Source organism: Streptomyces sp. NPDC059994 (assembly GCF_042737755.1).
Taxonomy (GTDB): Bacteria; Actinomycetota; Actinomycetes; order Streptomycetales; family Streptomycetaceae; genus Streptomyces.
In genome coordinates this window covers 99,188-114,549 of sequence record NZ_JBHWUR010000004.1, presented here as the reverse complement: position 1 = coordinate 114,549, position 15,362 = coordinate 99,188, and the positions used below count along the sequence as shown (strand labels likewise).

At 69.5% G+C, this 15,362-nt stretch carries 14 protein-coding genes and 1 pseudogene; 8 read left to right on the top strand and 7 right to left on the bottom strand.

Annotation, left to right across the window (positions count from 1 at the left end; all coding sequences use genetic code 11):
- Positions 1-102: 102 nt before the first annotated feature.
- Positions 103-678, bottom strand: coding sequence for an NIPSNAP family protein (locus tag ACFWA7_RS03765; RefSeq protein ID WP_385820676.1), 576 nt, complete (start codon positions 676-678; stop codon positions 103-105).
- A complete protein-coding gene (locus tag ACFWA7_RS03760) occupies positions 675-1,142 on the bottom strand; it encodes a hypothetical protein (RefSeq protein ID WP_385820674.1) in 468 nt (155 codons plus the stop codon). Before ACFWA7_RS03760 ends, ACFWA7_RS03765 begins: the two co-directional genes overlap by 4 nt.
- A gap of 55 nt (positions 1,143-1,197) precedes the next feature.
- Here ACFWA7_RS03760 and ACFWA7_RS03755 point away from each other — a divergent pair, with 55 nt between their 5' ends.
- Positions 1,198-2,127 carry a helix-turn-helix transcriptional regulator gene (locus ACFWA7_RS03755; RefSeq protein ID WP_385533660.1) on the top strand — a complete coding sequence of 310 codons (930 nt, stop codon included), beginning with the start codon at positions 1,198-1,200 and terminating at the stop codon, positions 2,125-2,127.
- A 655-nt stretch (positions 2,128-2,782) separates the two neighbouring features.
- Positions 2,783-3,385 carry a restriction endonuclease gene (locus tag ACFWA7_RS03750; protein WP_385820672.1) on the top strand — a complete coding sequence of 201 codons (603 nt, stop codon included), beginning with the start codon at positions 2,783-2,785 and terminating at the stop codon, positions 3,383-3,385.
- A gap of 725 nt (positions 3,386-4,110) precedes the next feature.
- Here the strand turns inward: ACFWA7_RS03750 and ACFWA7_RS03745 are convergent.
- The 4 genes and pseudogenes from ACFWA7_RS03745 to ACFWA7_RS03730 all read right to left on the bottom strand — a co-directional run bounded on the left by ACFWA7_RS03745 (position 4,111) and on the right by ACFWA7_RS03730 (position 8,185).
- Positions 4,111-6,681, bottom strand: a complete 2,571-nt coding sequence (locus ACFWA7_RS03745; protein WP_385820670.1) for a serine protease — start codon at positions 6,679-6,681, stop codon at positions 4,111-4,113.
- Position 6,682: 1 nt separating this feature from the next.
- Entirely contained in the window at positions 6,683-7,018 is a 336-nt protein-coding gene (locus ACFWA7_RS03740) for a CU044_2847 family protein (RefSeq protein ID WP_385533652.1), read from the bottom strand.
- 528 nt (positions 7,019-7,546) lie between these two features.
- A pseudogene (locus ACFWA7_RS03735) lies at positions 7,547-7,651 on the bottom strand (AraC family transcriptional regulator); the annotation flags it as partial.
- A gap of 153 nt (positions 7,652-7,804) precedes the next feature.
- Positions 7,805-8,185: a hypothetical protein gene (locus ACFWA7_RS03730; protein WP_385820668.1), complete on the bottom strand. Its 381-nt coding sequence runs from the start codon at positions 8,183-8,185 to the stop codon at positions 7,805-7,807.
- A gap of 142 nt (positions 8,186-8,327) precedes the next feature.
- On the opposite strand from ACFWA7_RS03730, the gene ACFWA7_RS03725 reads away from it, so the two are divergent.
- The 3 genes from ACFWA7_RS03725 to ACFWA7_RS03715 all read left to right on the top strand — a co-directional run bounded on the left by ACFWA7_RS03725 (position 8,328) and on the right by ACFWA7_RS03715 (position 12,966).
- The gene (locus ACFWA7_RS03725) at positions 8,328-9,293 is read left to right on the top strand and encodes an expansin EXLX1 family cellulose-binding protein (protein ID WP_385820666.1); all 966 of its coding nucleotides are present in this window, start codon (positions 8,328-8,330) and stop codon (positions 9,291-9,293) included.
- 518 nt (positions 9,294-9,811) lie between these two features.
- On the top strand, positions 9,812-12,430 hold the full coding sequence (locus ACFWA7_RS03720) for an RICIN domain-containing protein (RefSeq protein ID WP_385820664.1): 2,619 nt from the start codon (positions 9,812-9,814) through the stop codon (positions 12,428-12,430).
- A 62-nt stretch (positions 12,431-12,492) separates the two neighbouring features.
- A complete protein-coding gene (locus ACFWA7_RS03715; RefSeq protein ID WP_385820662.1) occupies positions 12,493-12,966 on the top strand; it encodes a cytochrome P450 in 474 nt (157 codons plus the stop codon).
- Here ACFWA7_RS03715 and ACFWA7_RS03710 read toward each other — a convergent pair.
- On the bottom strand, positions 12,941-13,387 hold the full coding sequence (locus tag ACFWA7_RS03710) for a hypothetical protein (RefSeq protein ID WP_385533640.1): 447 nt from the start codon (positions 13,385-13,387) through the stop codon (positions 12,941-12,943). The two genes, ACFWA7_RS03715 and ACFWA7_RS03710, sit on opposite strands and share 26 nt — an antisense overlap.
- Positions 13,388-13,516: 129 nt before the next feature.
- Between ACFWA7_RS03710 and ACFWA7_RS03705 the strand changes: the two genes are divergently transcribed.
- The 3 genes from ACFWA7_RS03705 to ACFWA7_RS03695 all read left to right on the top strand — a co-directional run bounded on the left by ACFWA7_RS03705 (position 13,517) and on the right by ACFWA7_RS03695 (position 15,059).
- The gene (locus ACFWA7_RS03705; RefSeq protein ID WP_385533922.1) at positions 13,517-13,672 is read left to right on the top strand and encodes a DUF6131 family protein; all 156 of its coding nucleotides are present in this window, start codon (positions 13,517-13,519) and stop codon (positions 13,670-13,672) included.
- Between the two features lie 295 nt (positions 13,673-13,967).
- Positions 13,968-14,519 carry a hypothetical protein gene (locus tag ACFWA7_RS03700; RefSeq protein WP_385820660.1) on the top strand — a complete coding sequence of 184 codons (552 nt, stop codon included), beginning with the start codon at positions 13,968-13,970 and terminating at the stop codon, positions 14,517-14,519.
- A 51-nt stretch (positions 14,520-14,570) separates the two neighbouring features.
- Positions 14,571-15,059: a hypothetical protein gene (locus ACFWA7_RS03695; RefSeq protein WP_385820658.1), complete on the top strand. Its 489-nt coding sequence runs from the start codon at positions 14,571-14,573 to the stop codon at positions 15,057-15,059.
- The last annotated feature ends 303 nt before the right edge of the window (positions 15,060-15,362 follow it).

Genomic DNA, 15,362 nt, shown 5'->3' with positions numbered 1-15,362 from the left:
TAGGGGCGTCGTCGAACTCAAGGCCGGGAAAAATTGGTTGGGGTGGGTGCGGCCCCCTCCCCCACTCATACCCCATCCGAAACGGGAAGGGTGCTGGTGTATCTAACCTCCCGCCGTGACAGCGCGAGGCCGTGTCGTCACGGGTTCCAGCCGCAGTCGCCGGATCGGCCAGGGCGGTGGTTCGGCCGGGCCGAACCAGACGCGGACATCCTGCCCGCTGCGGACGGGCAGGAGGGGGTAGTCGTTATCGGCGTGCTCGGTGCGGTGCAGTGCATGGCCCGGGGCCAGGTACCGGTCGGCGTACGCGTCGAAGGCGGCCGCGTCGGAGGGGTGGCAGACGGTCGCGACCACCTCGCGGGTGCCCGGTTCCGAGGCGAACCCAGGGCCGCGCAGCAGCAGGACGTCGTCACTGTCGATCATGGCGGCGTTGGCCGTGTCGCGGTGCTCCCGCCAGACCGGCCCGGTGTAGAACGCCTCCAGCGCGCGCCGACGGTGCGCCATGTCGGGGAACGCGCGCAGCCAGACGAAGCGGTCCGGGTCGTCAAGATCGCGGAACCGGTCACCGACGGTGATACCGACTGCCTGCTGCCCGGTCACGAACTCGCGCTCGAACAACTCGATCAACGTCTCCCGGCTCCCGGGACGCAGGGTGTACTGCCGAAACTCGACGATGCTCATGCGGCACTCGCTCCGGTGCGGGTGAGTTCCATGGTCCAGTTCAGCTCCCAGGTGCGGCCGTCGTCGGCGGAGAACTCCTGCTCCCAGCGTGCGGCGTCCGGGCCGAGTCGGTACCAGGTGAAGTGCACTCGGATCGGGCGGCCGTCGTAGCTGTCCTCGCCGTGGAAGTCACCGCGGTCGCCCGTGAAGCCACCGATCACCGGGGGATCCAGTCTGCCGGTCCGGCTGTCGGACCAATGGATCGACCAGCGCTCCGTCTCGCGGTCGAACAGCCGTAGGGTCACGCCCTGGCGTCCGAGGGTGGGGAAGGTGATCTCGTCGATGTTGCCGGCACCCCCGAACAGCGGTCGAACCACCGCCTGGCCGGGGAACTCCACCCAGGTGGCCGGCCCCGTGCCGAGCGGTGTGGTGAGACGGCGATTGGCCACGTCCCAGAAGCCGTGCAGAAAGTCGAAGTCGTTCATATGCGCAGGCTAGGGTCACTACCCTGACATCTACTGTCAGGGGATACTGAGCGGCATGCGCGCGAGCCGACTGGTCACCCTGCTTCTGCTGCTCCAGAACCGGGGCCGGATGACGGCCCAGCAGCTGGCCGACGAACTGGAGGTCTCCGTCCGTACGGTCTACCGGGATGTCGCAGCGCTCGGCGCCGCCGGTATCCCGCTGTACGGCGACGCCGGCCACGCGGGCGGTTACCGGCTGGTCGACGGCTACCGGACCCGGCTCACCGGACTGACCGCGGACGAGGCGCAGGCCGCGTTCCTCGCCGCGCTCCCCGGCACCGCCGCCGAGCTCGGCCTCGGCGAGGCTCTCTCCACCGCCCAGCTCAAGCTGCGGGCCGCCCTTCCGGCGGAGCTGCGCGAGCACGCCGGGCGGATCCAGGAACACTTCCTGCTCGACGCCCCTGGCTGGTACGGCGACGCCGCCCGTACGCCTCACCTGACCGCGGTCGCCGCCGCGGTGTGGGCGCGACGGGCAGTGGTCCTGCGGTACCGGCGCTGGCGGGCACCGGAGGAGATCGAGCGCCGGGTGGAGCCATACGGGCTCGTACTCAAGGCGGGCCGCTGGTACCTGGTGGCCGGCGGGCCGTGCGGGATCCGCACCTACCGGGTCGACCAAATCGACGAACTCCGGCCGCTGGAAGAAGGGTTCGCCGTCCCGGACGGGTTCGACCTGGCCGCGCACTGGAACGGCTATCTGGCCGACTTCCGAGCCCGGTTGCACACCGGGGAGGCCTTGGTGCGGCTCACCCCGGAGGGAGCCCGAAGCCTCGGCGTGACGCCCGGGGGAGGCGCATGGACGGAGATTCGAGTGCCCATCGAATCCATCGACCACGCCCACCAGGAGTTCCTGCGGCTGGGCACCGGCGTAGAGGTCATCGCACCGGCCGAACTCCGCGACCGCATCGCCGAGACGGTACGCGCCCTGGCCGCTCGCTACACGCAGTGAACCCGGTAGAGCGACCTCCCGAGCGGAGCACCGGTCGACGGCACGCGCGCACAGGACCCTGCGCGGGTGAGGCGCACGCCTTCCAGGTGCATGTCGGCGGTGATGTCCGCGATGCGCCCGACGAACGGTTCGTCCGGGCCGCAGCGGCCTGGATCGCGGGGCCACCGAGGCGTCCGCGGCCTGGGACGTCAGCGCCGTCCTGCGCACCGCGGCCGACGCGGCCGGCGACCACCTCCGTGCGGCAGATCCTGCTTCAGCTGCCCGCCGGCTACGACCTCCTCTTCTGCTACCCCCCAGCCCATCCCACCACCTGCCCGGTCTCCGCAACACCAGCACAGGCTCCAGCAACAGCGGAGTCGACACGTATCGGAGCCGGGTTGGCTGCGGGTGGCCTGCCTCGCACGAGTTGGGAGTCGGGGAAGCGGGGCAGACGGGAGTCATGAATGATCATGAAGTCGCCACGTACGGGGGAAGCCAGGCACATATGACCGCGCCTCTCGGCCGACAGGGAACGACGACGAGCAGACGGGCCTTCAGTCTCCGCCAGACCGTGCTGGTCTTCGGGCTGCTGGCGCTACTTCTGTGTGGGGCCGCGCTCACGCTGAAGACCCTTGCCAAAACGGCTGGCGGCGGCCCTCCGGGCGCAGGGGTGGCCATGGCGGTTTGCGCGTCCGTAGCCCTCTTCGGCCTGCGTCGGGCCCGCCGCCGACCCCTGACGGGCCGTCTTGTCGACGCGGCCGAGGCGATCAGCCAGGAGCTTGCCGAAACACCTCGACCGGAAGGCCCGCGGACGGGTCCGGCGGCCGTCGCCCCGTACGCACATGAGGCGGGCCCGCTGGACACCGATGTCGAGACCTTCACGGCAGAGGAGTACGGCGCCATGGACGCGGTCGCATTCGAGCAGGCGATAGCCGCCTTGTGCGAGCGGGACGGTTGCGCGGACGTGCAGGTCGTGGGCGGCGCGGGCGACCTGGGAGCGGACGTGCTCGCGACCGCCCCGGACGGCCGCTCGGTGGTCATCCAGTGCAAACGGTACGGGCCCGTGAACAAGGTGGGTTCGCAGGAACTCCAACGCTTCGGAGGCACCTGCTTCGCCGTCCACGAAGCACAGGTCGCCGCCGTCGTGACCACGGGCGAGTTCACCCAGCCCGCCGTCGAGTACGCCGAGCAATGCGGAATCCGCTGTGTGGACCACGAGCGCCTCGCCGCCTGGACCGATGGCACGGGTCCCGCACCATGGAACGAGATGGTGTCCTGAAGGCCGTGGGAAAAGCCCCGCGTGGCCGTGCACATCACCGTTCGCGCGCTACGCCATGCTCCTACCGGACTCGTTCCCCCGCGCCGACCGGGCCGGGCGCAGCAAGTTCCGGCGGGGTCCGCCCCAGCGGCGTACCCGCACGAGGTGGCCCGGCGGATCCACAGGTGGGCAGACCGCCGGCTGCGGCCCCGTACAGCGCGGGAAGCACGTGGACGAGGGCAGCGGTGATATCGGGGGTACATCCGGCTATCGCCGCCGAATGCCCGGAGGGGACGAGCGTCAACTGCGGAGTGGGGCGGATTCGGCTGACGCGACACCGGCCCGCAGAACGTGCACACTCGCCCTGTGGGCCGGGAGCAGGCTGGGTCGCACGCACGATCTCACCGCGCAACGCCTCGGTTGCGCCAAGAGCTCTCCCTTCCGGAACGACGGCCGCAGTCGTGACAGCATCGGCCAGTACCCGGCGGGCTCGGCCTGGCAAACGGAGCTGTCCAAGATGGCTCCGGTGCCGTGATGACACCAGCCACATCAAGGGTTGAGCGGGAAACCTGGGTTGCCCCCAGTCGAGGTACGTGACGGTGCCGTCGCCGTTGCGGAGGGGGAAGCAAGCCTCAGAGGGCCGCCAGATACCGATATTGGCGGCGGCCCTGCCGTTACCGGCGTCCCAGTTCACATGGACAGGCACATCGCTCACCTGCCCCCAGTCACGGATCACAACGGATTCCTCACGAACCCAGCACACGCCATGGTTTGGGGAACAACGCCCAGTGGCCGTTGACGAAGACAAGACCGTCGAACGCCATGCCGTACGCCTCACCGGGCTCCGTGTACGTCCAGCGGTAGATGGTCAGTCCCGGCTTGAAGCTGTCCTTGACCTTCGCGTAGCCACCTGGGAAATGCGCCAGGGCCGGAGCCGTCCCGGCGTGAATCTCCTCCGTGGTGGCCTTCCACATCTGCAGTACCGTCTGCTGGGGTTTGGCCCAGGGCCCGAGCGGCAGGGGCGCCGAGGCCTGGTAGTACCGCTCGGCCTGTTCGGCGTAGCCCGGCCGGAAGACGGCCTCGTAGTCGTCGTGCGTGGGTCGCAGTGACTCGACCAGACCGGCATCCCCGCCCGCACCGGCTTTCGTCAGCAGGGACCTGGCGCCGCTGTCGGTCCCGGGATAGGCGCTCGCCGACGCGGTGGGGCCCTCCGCCCGCCCCGCTCCCCCGCCGACACCCACGCCGATCACTCCAGTGGCCGCGAGGGTGGCGACGAGCACGGCAGCCAGCCCGACAGCCCCTGCCTGCACACGGCGCCACTGCCGGTGACGTTCGCTGCGGCGCAGGAAATCTTCCGCGGGCGCGGGCAGTCCGAACTCACCGCGCCAGCGCTGTCCGAGCTCCAGGTCGGTTCCCTGGAGGAGGTCGCCCCCCTTTCTGGAGCCCTTCCACCTCCCGGCGCGCTCCAGCGCGTGATCCAGCCACACATCGAACTCGGCATACTTCGCACCCCACTGACGCAGCTGGGGCCATTTGTCGATGAGGAGGTCGTGAACGAGCTCGGCCATGGGCGGAGCCGTCCCGCCGGATTCATCCGAAGAGCGGACGGTGATGATCCGCTCGCGGGTCAGGACCGTCAGAACCCGGTCCACCGCTGCCTCGTCGGCAACGGGACCACAGGCCAGCGTGCGCAGCCCCGCCACGCTGCGCTGTCTGCGCGTATCCAGACTCTTTCCGGTCTGGTCGTGACGCACCAGGAGGGCGAGGACGCGCTGGGCCACCGCCTTCTGCCGCTCGTCCAACTGGCCCAGCACAGCGTCCTGCCACTGGGCCAGGCTGCCGCCGAACCTGCCGAGCCTTTCATAGGCGTCGCACGTCAGAAGGTTGTCGGCGCGGTTCTCCCACAGCAGGGTCAAGGTCTTCTCCAGCAACGGCAGTACGGTGACGCGGACCTCGTCGGGGTCCGTGTCATACCGGCCACCGGCCAGGACCTCAGTGAGGATCGTCTGCGCCAGCCCCTCCTCGAAGCGCAGGCCGGCGTCCGTTGCGGGCTTGGTGATGATGTCGCGCAGCTCGCCCGTTGTCAGCGTCGGCGGCAAGTCGACGACGGGTTTCACGGCCTCCAGCAGTTTCGACGCCCGATCGGCCAGACGCGGGTAGAAGTCGTTGCGCATGACGAGCAGGACGGTGACCGGGACACAGGACTCGACGACCTCGGTGAGCTGACGCAGCACAGCGAGGTCGTCGTCCGACACAGGTGATGTGCCGTGCCCTGGGCCCGGGGAGGTGAGCAGCTCCTCGAACTGGTCGATCACGAGCAGCAGATGCTCGGTGCCGCTGGACGCCGCGAGAAACCTCTCGGCCGCCGCGAGGATCCCGCCGCTGGCGGCTCCCGACAGGCCCGCGAGTTCCAGGTTGGCCGTGAGGCTGCGCTCGGGGCGGGCCACCACCGACTGCCAGTCCGACGGCAGTTCGGGCAGCACACCTGCCTGGACCAGGGACGACTTGCCGGATCCGGAAGGGCCCTGCAGCAACACTCCGTGCCGCCTGCCCGCCAGGTGACGCAGCAGTTGCTCCTTCGCACGGTCACGACCGTGAAACCATCTCGCCCTCTCGTAGGTGAAGGCTCGGAAGTCCTGGTAGGGGCAGACATCCTGTGGTTTCAGCGCGGGCCAGACCTCGCGCAGGATCTCGCCGGGCGTCGCGTAGGCGGTGTTCAGGCCCCGTTGGTACGGGTCGGCACCCGGCAGGGACGTCACCATCCCGATCACCAGACCGGTCCGGGTGTCCACGACCGGCCCGCCGCTGAATCCCCGCGCCACGGTGTTCGCGTCATGCAGTTGCAACAGCCAGTGGTCCAGGACACGCAGCGGACCACCCGCCGTCGCCGTGCCCTCGTGACCGCCGTCGAATGTAGAGCTGGGAAACCCGAACGACCATACGGGCCGCCCCTCCGCTCCATAGGCGAGCCCCACCAGCAGTTCCGGTACGCAAGGCGGGGTCTGGGCGAGCTGGATGACAGCCATGTCCTCACCCTCCGGTCGGCGCCACGGCCCGGTGAGTACTCTTCCCCTGGCCTTCGGGGCCCCCATGGCCTGGGGGAAACACACCTCCACCTCGTCACCAGGGCCATGGCCCGCGTCGCACACGACATGGGCGCAGGTGACCACCGTCCCGCCCGGCACGAGGAAGCCCGCCCCAACCGGCATGCCCTCGCCGGTGAGGATCTGTGCCACCGCGGCGGCCGAACTTCCGCGCGCCGGGGGCTTCGCCGCGACGGGACCCTCGTCCGCCGACGACGTGACCAGGTACTCCATTTCAGTTTCCGCTCTCACCGCCGTCAGCAACAGTGCTCACGGCGGCATTCCAGGTCACGGTCACTTTCAGATGGCAGGCCGCCTCGCTCTTCGCGATCACTGCCCCCGCCTGCGCAGCCAGGTCGACGCCGAACTCAACCTCGACGCCGTCGGGCCGCACTCGCCGGAACTGGTCCAGCACCGCCCGCGCCATGTCCGCGACCGGGCCGATCGCGCTCTGCACGCTGTGCGGCAAATCGCGTATCGCCTCCGAGGCCCGTCCGGCCATCACCGGCCCGGCCGACGCCTCGACGGGATCCGCCTGCACAAGGATGGATCCACCGCCCTCCAGCGGCATACGCACAACAACCGGCCTCGCTGACATCAGCGTCCCCCGCCCGTCGACTTTCCCCACCATCACCAAGAGGCAGCGGCAGGCACTCAACGTAATGCCTCACACGCCTTCCCGTGGCCGGATTCCTGTGAAGTCTCGATATGCCTCAAAGATCACATATGCCGACGACCTGACAGTCGGGCCGCGGGCCCGGCTGAGTGCTCACGGGACACGAGGCACTGCGCAGGCACCGATTCGCAGACGCCGAGCAGCTTCGCGATCGAGGCGACGGGGTTTCCGTTTCCGGAGGAGTTCAGGAAGGACGCCGTCGCGCTCTACCGCGCCGACTTCGCGTGCAGCGGATCTGCCGACTTCCGTGCCTCCACCCCGGTCGACGGCGGCCTGCGCCCGCTGCGCGACCCGGGGGCAGTGTGCTCAGTCTCGTCCAAGGGTCTCCTCCGTTCTGGTCAGGGGCCTCAGCCCATAGGAGGAGGGCAGCCGGAATACGCCGGAAACGTCCGTAGGCCCGGCGGAACGGTGAGTTGCCCGCCGCTACTGCGCTGAACCGTCGGCGGGTGTGGGGCGGAAGGTGCGGCGGTATGCCTGGGGTGTGACTCCGATGGCGGCATGAAGATGCTGGCGCAGGGAGACACCGGTGCACGCAGTGGTGGCGCAGGCGGCGCAGGACGGATGGCACCAGCAGCCGCGGAGAGCGCGTGTTCTTCTGACGTTCTCCACGGCCCGGTGTCCGATTTTTTGGGGGGCTCCTGCCTCCGGTCCCCCGCAGAGAGCAACCGTCCAGTCGGCGGTTCAGCCGCCCTCCGGTCCAACCCTCTGCGCGGGCCGCGGCAGGCGGGGCGCGCGCCAGACCGGGTTGCAGCGCCACGCCGTCCACGCGGCGGCGTCCGTGAACGGCCCGGACCGGTCAGCGAGCATCGCGAGCACCTGGGCGCGGGCGGCGTAGACGGCCTGGCGCTCGGAGTCGGTGACGATGCCGAACCGCCGTACGTGCGCGTACCCGTCCAGGCCCTTCCACTGGTGCCGGCTGAGGTCGGGGTCGATGACCAGGTCCACGGTCAGGTCGAAGGGGTCGAACCCTGCGGCTGTGCGGACGGTGGGGCGCTCGAAGTCGATGACCCCATCACTCGCGTCGAACCCGCCTGCCACGTGCTGGCGGCCGAGGGGGTGCACATCACAGAGACCGTGCCCAGCGCCGCCGTCCGGCTGCTCATGTGGCGGCACCCGACCCGACCGAGAAAGCGGCGGCAACCTTCTCGTCACCTGCGGCCACTGAGTAGGGAAACACCGACACGCTCTTCCGAAACGGATGAACATGCAAGAGACACGGCAGGCCGCGCGGCAGCGCAGGCGCAGACGAGGGCTGATGGTGGGCACCACCACGGGGCTGGTGGTCACAGGTCTTCTCGTCTGCCTGGTCATGACGATGCAACCGGACGGGAAGAAGGATGCCGGGCGGGCCACGGCCGTCACCGACTCGCAGGGGAGTCCCCCGCCGACATCGCCTGGCAAGAAGCCCTCTTCCCCGCCGGCCCCCTCCGCGACCCCGTCGGCCGGCGCGAGGACCCCGACGTCGGCCGGCGCCACGTCCCCGACGGTTTCCCCGACCACGTCGGCGGCGCCGCCATCGGCCTCCACGCAAAGGGCCCCTGCCACGTCATCCCTGGCCGGGCGGATTCGACCCAAGAGCACCCGCAAGGGAGTCGCCACCGTCTACAAGGCCGGAGTCGGGGACGGCGCCTGCTCCTACGGCCCGAGCGACGACATGATGATCGCGGCGATGAACACCACCGACTACGAGACGTCCAAAGCCTGCGGGGCGTACGTCCTCGTCCGCGCGGCGAACGGCGCCTCCGTCACGGTCCGGATCACCAACGAATGCCCCCTGCCCTGTGCACCCGGCCAACTCGACCTCAGCGAGCAAGCCTTCGCCAGACTGGCCCCCATCTCGACCGGCCGGATCGCGATCACCTGGAGCCTGTCGAGCCCCGAGACACCGGGCACGATATCGATTCGCTACAAGAACGGATCCAGCCCCTACTGGTGCGGCATTCAGGCAATCGGCCACCGCAACCCGCTCGCGCGGCTGGAAGTCCGCACCAGCGGCGGCTGGCGCCAACTGGCCCGCACCGACTACAACTACTTCCTCTCCCCCGACGGCAGCGGGTGTGGCCGCGCCATCAGGATCACCGACATCTACGGAGAACGACTGACCATCAACGGGATCGCGCTGCGGCCGGAAGCCGTGCAGCCGACACAGGTCCAGTTCACACACCGCTGATCTGTCCGCCCACCATGCCGCCCCTCCACAGAAAGCACTCGAAGGGGGCAGCGGCTGGCATGTGGCACAGGAACTCTTGGGTGGGGGCCCGGCCGTGGACGGGTCCCTCGACACCCTCGGAATGATCGTGTCCGACTTCCGGTTCCTGGACTGGCAGCGCACCCATGGTTCGACGATGGCCTTGATCCGCTGTGCCGACGGCAGCACGACGGTCGGCCGTTACTCGTCGGCCACGCACTTGAAGCCGAACATGACCGCGCTCAGTTCGGTCGGTGACGCCGGACCAGCCCAGGACGCCCCGCTCGGCGTCTCTCCGGGCCGAGGTGGTCGACACCAAGAGTGCCAGCGTCACCCAGACGCTGACCAACGCCCACCGCACCACGAGGTGGCCTGAAAAGAGATTCCGGCTCAAGGCAACCTTTTACGGAGCCTGTGACCACAAGGAGTTGGATCCGGCCATTCCGGAGCCTGGGTCCGCCTTTTGTCTGGTGAACAGCATGCAAGGAGACACCTCCCCCATGAAGAACCCCACGAACGGCCGGCGTCGCGGGCTTCACCGCCGTCGCTGGACCGCGACCGGTCTCCTGCTCGGCGCGCCCGCCCTCGTCGTGCCGTATCTCCTGCTCGTGCAGGAGGACTCGCAGGCCGCGACGGTCGACGGCAATGCCTACTACCGGCTGGTTTCCGTGCACAGCGGCAAGGTGCTGGACGTCAACGGCTTCTCCACCGCCGACGGCACCCGTATCCAGCAGTGGACCGACCAGAACACCGCCAATCAGCAGTGGAGACTGAGGCCCACCGAGGACGGCTACTACGAGCTGGTGAACCGCAACAGCGGCAAAGTGCTGGGCATTAAGGGCGATTCAACCGCCGAGAGCGCCGCCGCTGAGCAGCAGACCGACAGCTCCTCCACCTCCCAGGAGTGGCGAATCGACGAGGTGAGCGGTTCCGACGTCGTCACCTTCACCTCCCGCAGGAGCGGCCGGGTCCTGGACGTCTCCGGGGGCTCCACGGCCGCCGGCGCGGCAGTCATCCAGCATCACGGCAAGGGCAGTGCCAACCAGCAGTGGCGGCTGGTGAAATCGGCCGGGATCCAGGCGGCCGCGGCCGGATCGTATGTGTGGAACAACGCCCAGGTGGTGGGCGGCGGTTACGTCGACGGGCTGGTGTTCAACCCGCGCGAGAAGGGTCTGCTGTACGCGCGCACCGACATGGGCGGCGCCTACCGCTGGGACGCCGCGGCCGAGCAGTGGATCCCGCTCACCGACTGGGCCGGCGAGAAGGACTGGAACCTGCTGGGCATCGATTCGCTGGCCACCGACCCCGTCGACCCCAACCGTTTCTACGCCGCGGCGGGCACCTACACCAACGACTGGGCCGGCAACGCCGAGCTCCTGCGCTCCACGGACCGGGGCCGCACCTTCAAGCGCACCGCTCTGCCATTCAAGCTGGGCGCCAACGAACACGGCCGCGGGGCGGGCGAGCGGCTGGTGGTCAACCCCGCGGACAACGGCACTCTGCTGCTGGGCACCCGCAAGAACGGCCTGTGGCGCAGCACCGACCACGGCGTGACATGGAGTCAGGTCTCCTCGTTCCCCGTCAAGGACGGGGCGAGCAGCGGCGCGGGCATCGCCTTCGTGACGTACGGCCCGGCCGGCAGCAGGACGGTCTATGTCGGCGTCGCCGACAAGTCCACCTCCCTGTACCGCTCCACCGACGGCGGCAGCACCTGGCAGGCCGTCTCCGGTCAGCCCACCGGCCAGATGCCGCAGCACGGCGTGGTCTCCGGTGACGGCTCGCTGTACCTGACGTACGCCAACTCCATCGGCGACGCGACGGCGGGTTCGGTGTGGAAGTACACGCCGGCCGGCGGGGCGTGGAAGAACATCTCCCCGTCCCAGGGCAACTACGGGTTCTCCGGTCTGGCCGTCGACCCGCAGAAGCCGTCCACGGTGATGGTCACCACCCTCCACCGCTGGTGGCCCCAGGACGAGCTGTACCGGAGCACCGACGGCGGCACGACCTGGAAGGCACAGGCCGCGAAATCGGAGCGGGACGCCTCCGGCGCGCCTTACGTCGGTACCGGCATCGGGCACTGGATGACCGCCCTGGCCATCGACCCCTTCAACTCCGGGCACGTGCTGTACGGCACCGGCAGCGGCATCTGGCGCAGCAAGGACGCGGGCGCCACCGACAACGGCGGCACCAGCCACTGGATCGTGGGGGCCCGAGGGCTGGAGGAGACCTCGCTGATGGACGCGATCGCCCCGCCCGGCGGCGCCACCGTCATCACCTCCATGGGCGATTTGGGCGGTTTCCGCTACGACTCCCTGACGAAGGTGCCCGCCGGGCGGCTGCAGAACCCGATGATGATCACCAGCACCGACATCGATTTCGCCCAGTCCAACCCCTCGGCGATGGTCCGCGTCGGCCGTGGCGGTGCGAAGGACGGCGCCTACTCCACCGACGGCGGCAGCAGCTGGAACCCCTTCAGGACAGAGCCGGTGGACAGCGCCGACAGCGGCCAGGTCGCGCTCGCGGCGGACGGCTCCGCCATCGTCTGGACCCAAGCCGATCAGGCCCCGTACCGCTCGACCGACAAGGGGGCGAGCTGGTCGAAGGTCAGCGGCCTGGGCACCGGCGCCGTGGTCGTCGCCGACCGCTCCTCGGCCAAGACCTTCTACTCACTGGCCGGCGGAACGCTCTACGCCAGCACCGACGGCGGCGCGAACTTCACCGCCCGCGCCACCAACCTGCCCGCCGGCCGGCTCACGGCCGTCCCCGGCATCGCCGGAGACCTGTGGATCTCCGGCAGCGGCAAGGGGCTGCTGCACTCCACCGACGGCGGCCGCACCTTCACCACGCTCAAAACGGTGGAGTCCGCCTCCGCCCTCGGCTTCGGCAAGGCCGCGCCGGGCGCCGACTACCAGGCCCTGTACCTGATCGGCACCGTCAAGGACGTCACCGGCGTCTTCCGCTCCACCGACAAGGGCGCCACCTGGGTCCGCGTCAACGACGACGCCCACCAGTGGGGCAGTATCGGCGGCGTCGGCGTCATCACCGGCGACCCCGACACCTACGGGCGCGTCTATGTCGGCACCAACGGACGCGGCCTCCAGTACGGCGACCCGTCCTGACCCCAGCACTCCGAGCGGGGCCGCAGACACAACAGCCTGCGGCCCTGCCAGGGCTGCTGTCGGTGCTCGCCGGACGCCCGGCCCACGAGCGGCACTTCACACGCTTCACGGAGCTGGCGCCAGAGCTCGCGGACCAGTGGGCCGGGCAGGCCGATGTCGCCGACCGCGTCGGGGTGGCCCAGGTGCTCGGCAGGCGCGCCGCGCCCGATTTCGGCGACCTGCGGCGCCTCACGTATCTGGACACGGTGCTCAAGGAGTCGACGCGCCTGTTCCCGCCAGGCCCATACGGCGCACGCGAGACGATCGAGGACCCGGTCCTGGGCCCGTACGAGATCCCCACAGGGACCACGGTGTTCTTGGCGCCGCCCTGGACAGCTTCGGCCTTGTGCGCGATCTTCCTGCCGAACTCACGGGTCGCCGCCCTTCGTGAATCATCTGCGGGGGATGTGGCGCCACGGGCATCCCCCTGTGGTTGGCTGGCCAGCGATCCGTACGTGCGCGGCCGCCGGCCTACCGGGGCTGCGATCGGTGGTTGAACGGGTGCGGCCCCCTCCGGCGCTCACCGTCCGGGTCGGGATGCTGATCTTCATAGGGCGCGTCGGCCCCGGCATCGCCCGTCGTCTGCGGGCGGGCGATGCCGCGCTGGTCCACGGCGTCGTCGCGGCCCGTGTCACCGGCGGCCGTGCCGCGGCGCGACTCATTGAGTCCAGGCCGCCCGTCGTGGCCGCGGTGAGAGGTCCGGCGGGCACCGGCCAGGAGGAGGCTCAGCCCGAGCAGGGCCACGGCGCCGACGACGATGCCGTAGAGGAAGAGGGTGCCGGTGGAGCCGGTGACGTCGTAGCCGAATACGGAGAATCCGCCGGTGAGCTCGTGGGCGGCGCCGTCGTTGGTAACGACGCCGGACACGCCTACGACCAGGGCGGCGATCAGAAGGACGAGTCCGAGGATGACGAACATGACGTGCTCCGGAGGTCTGCGCTCTGTCCCCTCCACGGTAGAACCGCGATTTCCGGGAAGCCACCGCCAGGGAGCGGGCCTAATCTAGGGACAGGGGTCTTTCATCACTCCGTGAGATCGGCGTACATCATGATCATCCTCGGAATCATTCTGCTGGTCATCGGCTACGTGGCCAGCCTCGCCATCCTGTGGACCATCGGCATCATCCTGGTCGTCATCGGCATCATCCTGTGGATCCTGGGATCCGTCGGGCACAAGGTGGGCGGTCGTCGGCACTACTGGTAGCCGTCCCCGAGCCAGTGCGGGACCAACCCGTTCTCGCACGACCCGACGCCGAGGACGCGTACAGCACGGCCGTCACGACCTCCTGCCGCGCCCGGGGCACGCGCACCCGCGAACCCGGGCATCGCACCATGGCCTTCTTCTCCCTCCTGCTGATCGCCGCGATCGGCGCTAGCACATTTCCGGCAATCTGTGAAATTCTGGAATGTGGCACCAGCAGGGACGACGGCCCGCGGCGGTAGCGCTGGTACGCCCCAGCTCTGGCCGCTGTGTGCGCTGCCAAGGAGTGGAGGATCCGATGTGGACCATCGTCATCATCGTGGTCGCCGTGGTGGTCCTGGCCGCCGTCGCGTTGACCATGCGGACCATGACCCGGCGCCGGCACCTTCGGGAGCAGTTCGGTCCCGAATACGAGCGCGCCGTCGAGGCGGAGCAAAGCCGTGGAGCGGCCGAGCGCGACCTCAAGGAGAGGGAGGAGCGGCATGAATCGATGGAGATCAGGCCTCTGCCCTCCACGGTCCGCGACCGGTACGCCCGGGACTGGGCCAGCGTGCAGGAGCACTTCGTCGACAGTCCCGACCAGGCCGTGGGTGAGGCGGACCGGCTCGTGACCACGCTCATGAGCGAGCGCGGCTACCCGACCGAGAATTTCGAGCAGCAGAAGCGGGACCTCTCGGTCGAACACTCCCGGACCCTGGACCACTACCGCATCGCCCATGAGGTCAACGGGCGGGCCGGCAGCAGGGACACCACGACGGAAGAACTCCGGAGCGCGATGGTCCACTACCGGGCGCTCTTCGAGGAACTGCTGCACGACGACACCGATTCGCCGGATGAAGAACGCCGCTGAGCGCCCGCCAACCGCAAGCGGCCGTTCGGCCCCGCACGGAGGTGAAGGGACATGCAGAGAGAAGGACCATACGGGCGCGACGACGAGTACGCCGAGCCCGCCAGAGAGACGCTGTCCACCGAGGACATCGCCCGGCCCCAGACGGACGACGACCTGACGGCGGCCCCCGACGACGAGGGGACAGAACCCCGGACCAGAATCACTGACGAGGCCGGGAACGAACCGGACGCGGCAGCGGGCGAACGGGACGAGTCCAAGCAGAAGCCCGATACCGCCCCGCTTCTCGGGGCCCAGGAGGCAGAAGGGCTCCGTACCCGATGGCAGGAAATCCAGCAGGGCTTCGTCGATGACCCGAAGCAGTCGGTGCTCGCGGCAGACGGGCTCGTCGCCGAGGTCATGCAGCTGCTCGCCACCACGTTCGCCGACCACAAGCAGGGACTCGAAAGCCAATGGCATCGAGGCGAAGAGGCCGCCACCGAGGACCTGCGCCTGGCCCTACGCCAATACCGATCCTTCTTCGACCGCCTCCTCAGCACCTGACCACCGCCCCGAACCCGTTTTGCACTCCCGGGAGGTCGGCTCGAACCGGCCGATCCTGGCGAAGTACCCGCCGTGCCTGACGGCCTTGCTCCAGCATCACGACAAACGGCGACCAGCCCGCATCGTGCACGGACTTCGCCAGGCGGGTACGGGCCAGGCCCCTGACCGCCAGGTCTTCCACGTAGGCCGCTTGGTCGTCGCGGATCAGATCGGTGGAGAGGCTTGTGCAGCCGGTCGCGCCACCGGGCCGCCACGCGGGCGTGCTGGCGCGTTGGCGCGCCACCCTGGCCCGCGGCTTGGCGC

What these genes read in the sequence shown, in the direction of transcription:
- ACFWA7_RS03745 (WP_385820670.1), bottom strand. Translation starts at nt 6,681, where the DNA reads ATGGAGTACCTGGTCACGTCGTCGGCGGACGAGGGTCCCGTCGCGGCG.
- ACFWA7_RS03705 (WP_385533922.1), top strand. Translation starts at nt 13,517, where the DNA reads ATGATCATCCTCGGAATCATTCTGCTGGTCATCGGCTACGTGGCCAGC.
- ACFWA7_RS03760 (WP_385820674.1), bottom strand. Translation starts at nt 1,142, where the DNA reads ATGAACGACTTCGACTTTCTGCACGGCTTCTGGGACGTGGCCAATCGC.
- ACFWA7_RS03725 (WP_385820666.1), top strand. Translation starts at nt 8,328, where the DNA reads ATGCAAGAGACACGGCAGGCCGCGCGGCAGCGCAGGCGCAGACGAGGG.
- ACFWA7_RS03740 (WP_385533652.1), bottom strand. Translation starts at nt 7,018, where the DNA reads ATGCCGCTGGAGGGCGGTGGATCCATCCTTGTGCAGGCGGATCCCGTC.
- ACFWA7_RS03720 (WP_385820664.1), top strand. Translation starts at nt 9,812, where the DNA reads ATGAAGAACCCCACGAACGGCCGGCGTCGCGGGCTTCACCGCCGTCGC.
- ACFWA7_RS03750 (WP_385820672.1), top strand. Translation starts at nt 2,783, where the DNA reads ATGGCGGTTTGCGCGTCCGTAGCCCTCTTCGGCCTGCGTCGGGCCCGC.
- ACFWA7_RS03700 (WP_385820660.1), top strand. Translation starts at nt 13,968, where the DNA reads ATGTGGACCATCGTCATCATCGTGGTCGCCGTGGTGGTCCTGGCCGCC.
- ACFWA7_RS03710 (WP_385533640.1), bottom strand. Translation starts at nt 13,387, where the DNA reads ATGTTCGTCATCCTCGGACTCGTCCTTCTGATCGCCGCCCTGGTCGTA.
- ACFWA7_RS03765 (WP_385820676.1), bottom strand. Translation starts at nt 678, where the DNA reads ATGAGCATCGTCGAGTTTCGGCAGTACACCCTGCGTCCCGGGAGCCGG.
- ACFWA7_RS03755 (WP_385533660.1), top strand. Translation starts at nt 1,198, where the DNA reads ATGCGCGCGAGCCGACTGGTCACCCTGCTTCTGCTGCTCCAGAACCGG.
- ACFWA7_RS03695 (WP_385820658.1), top strand. Translation starts at nt 14,571, where the DNA reads ATGCAGAGAGAAGGACCATACGGGCGCGACGACGAGTACGCCGAGCCC.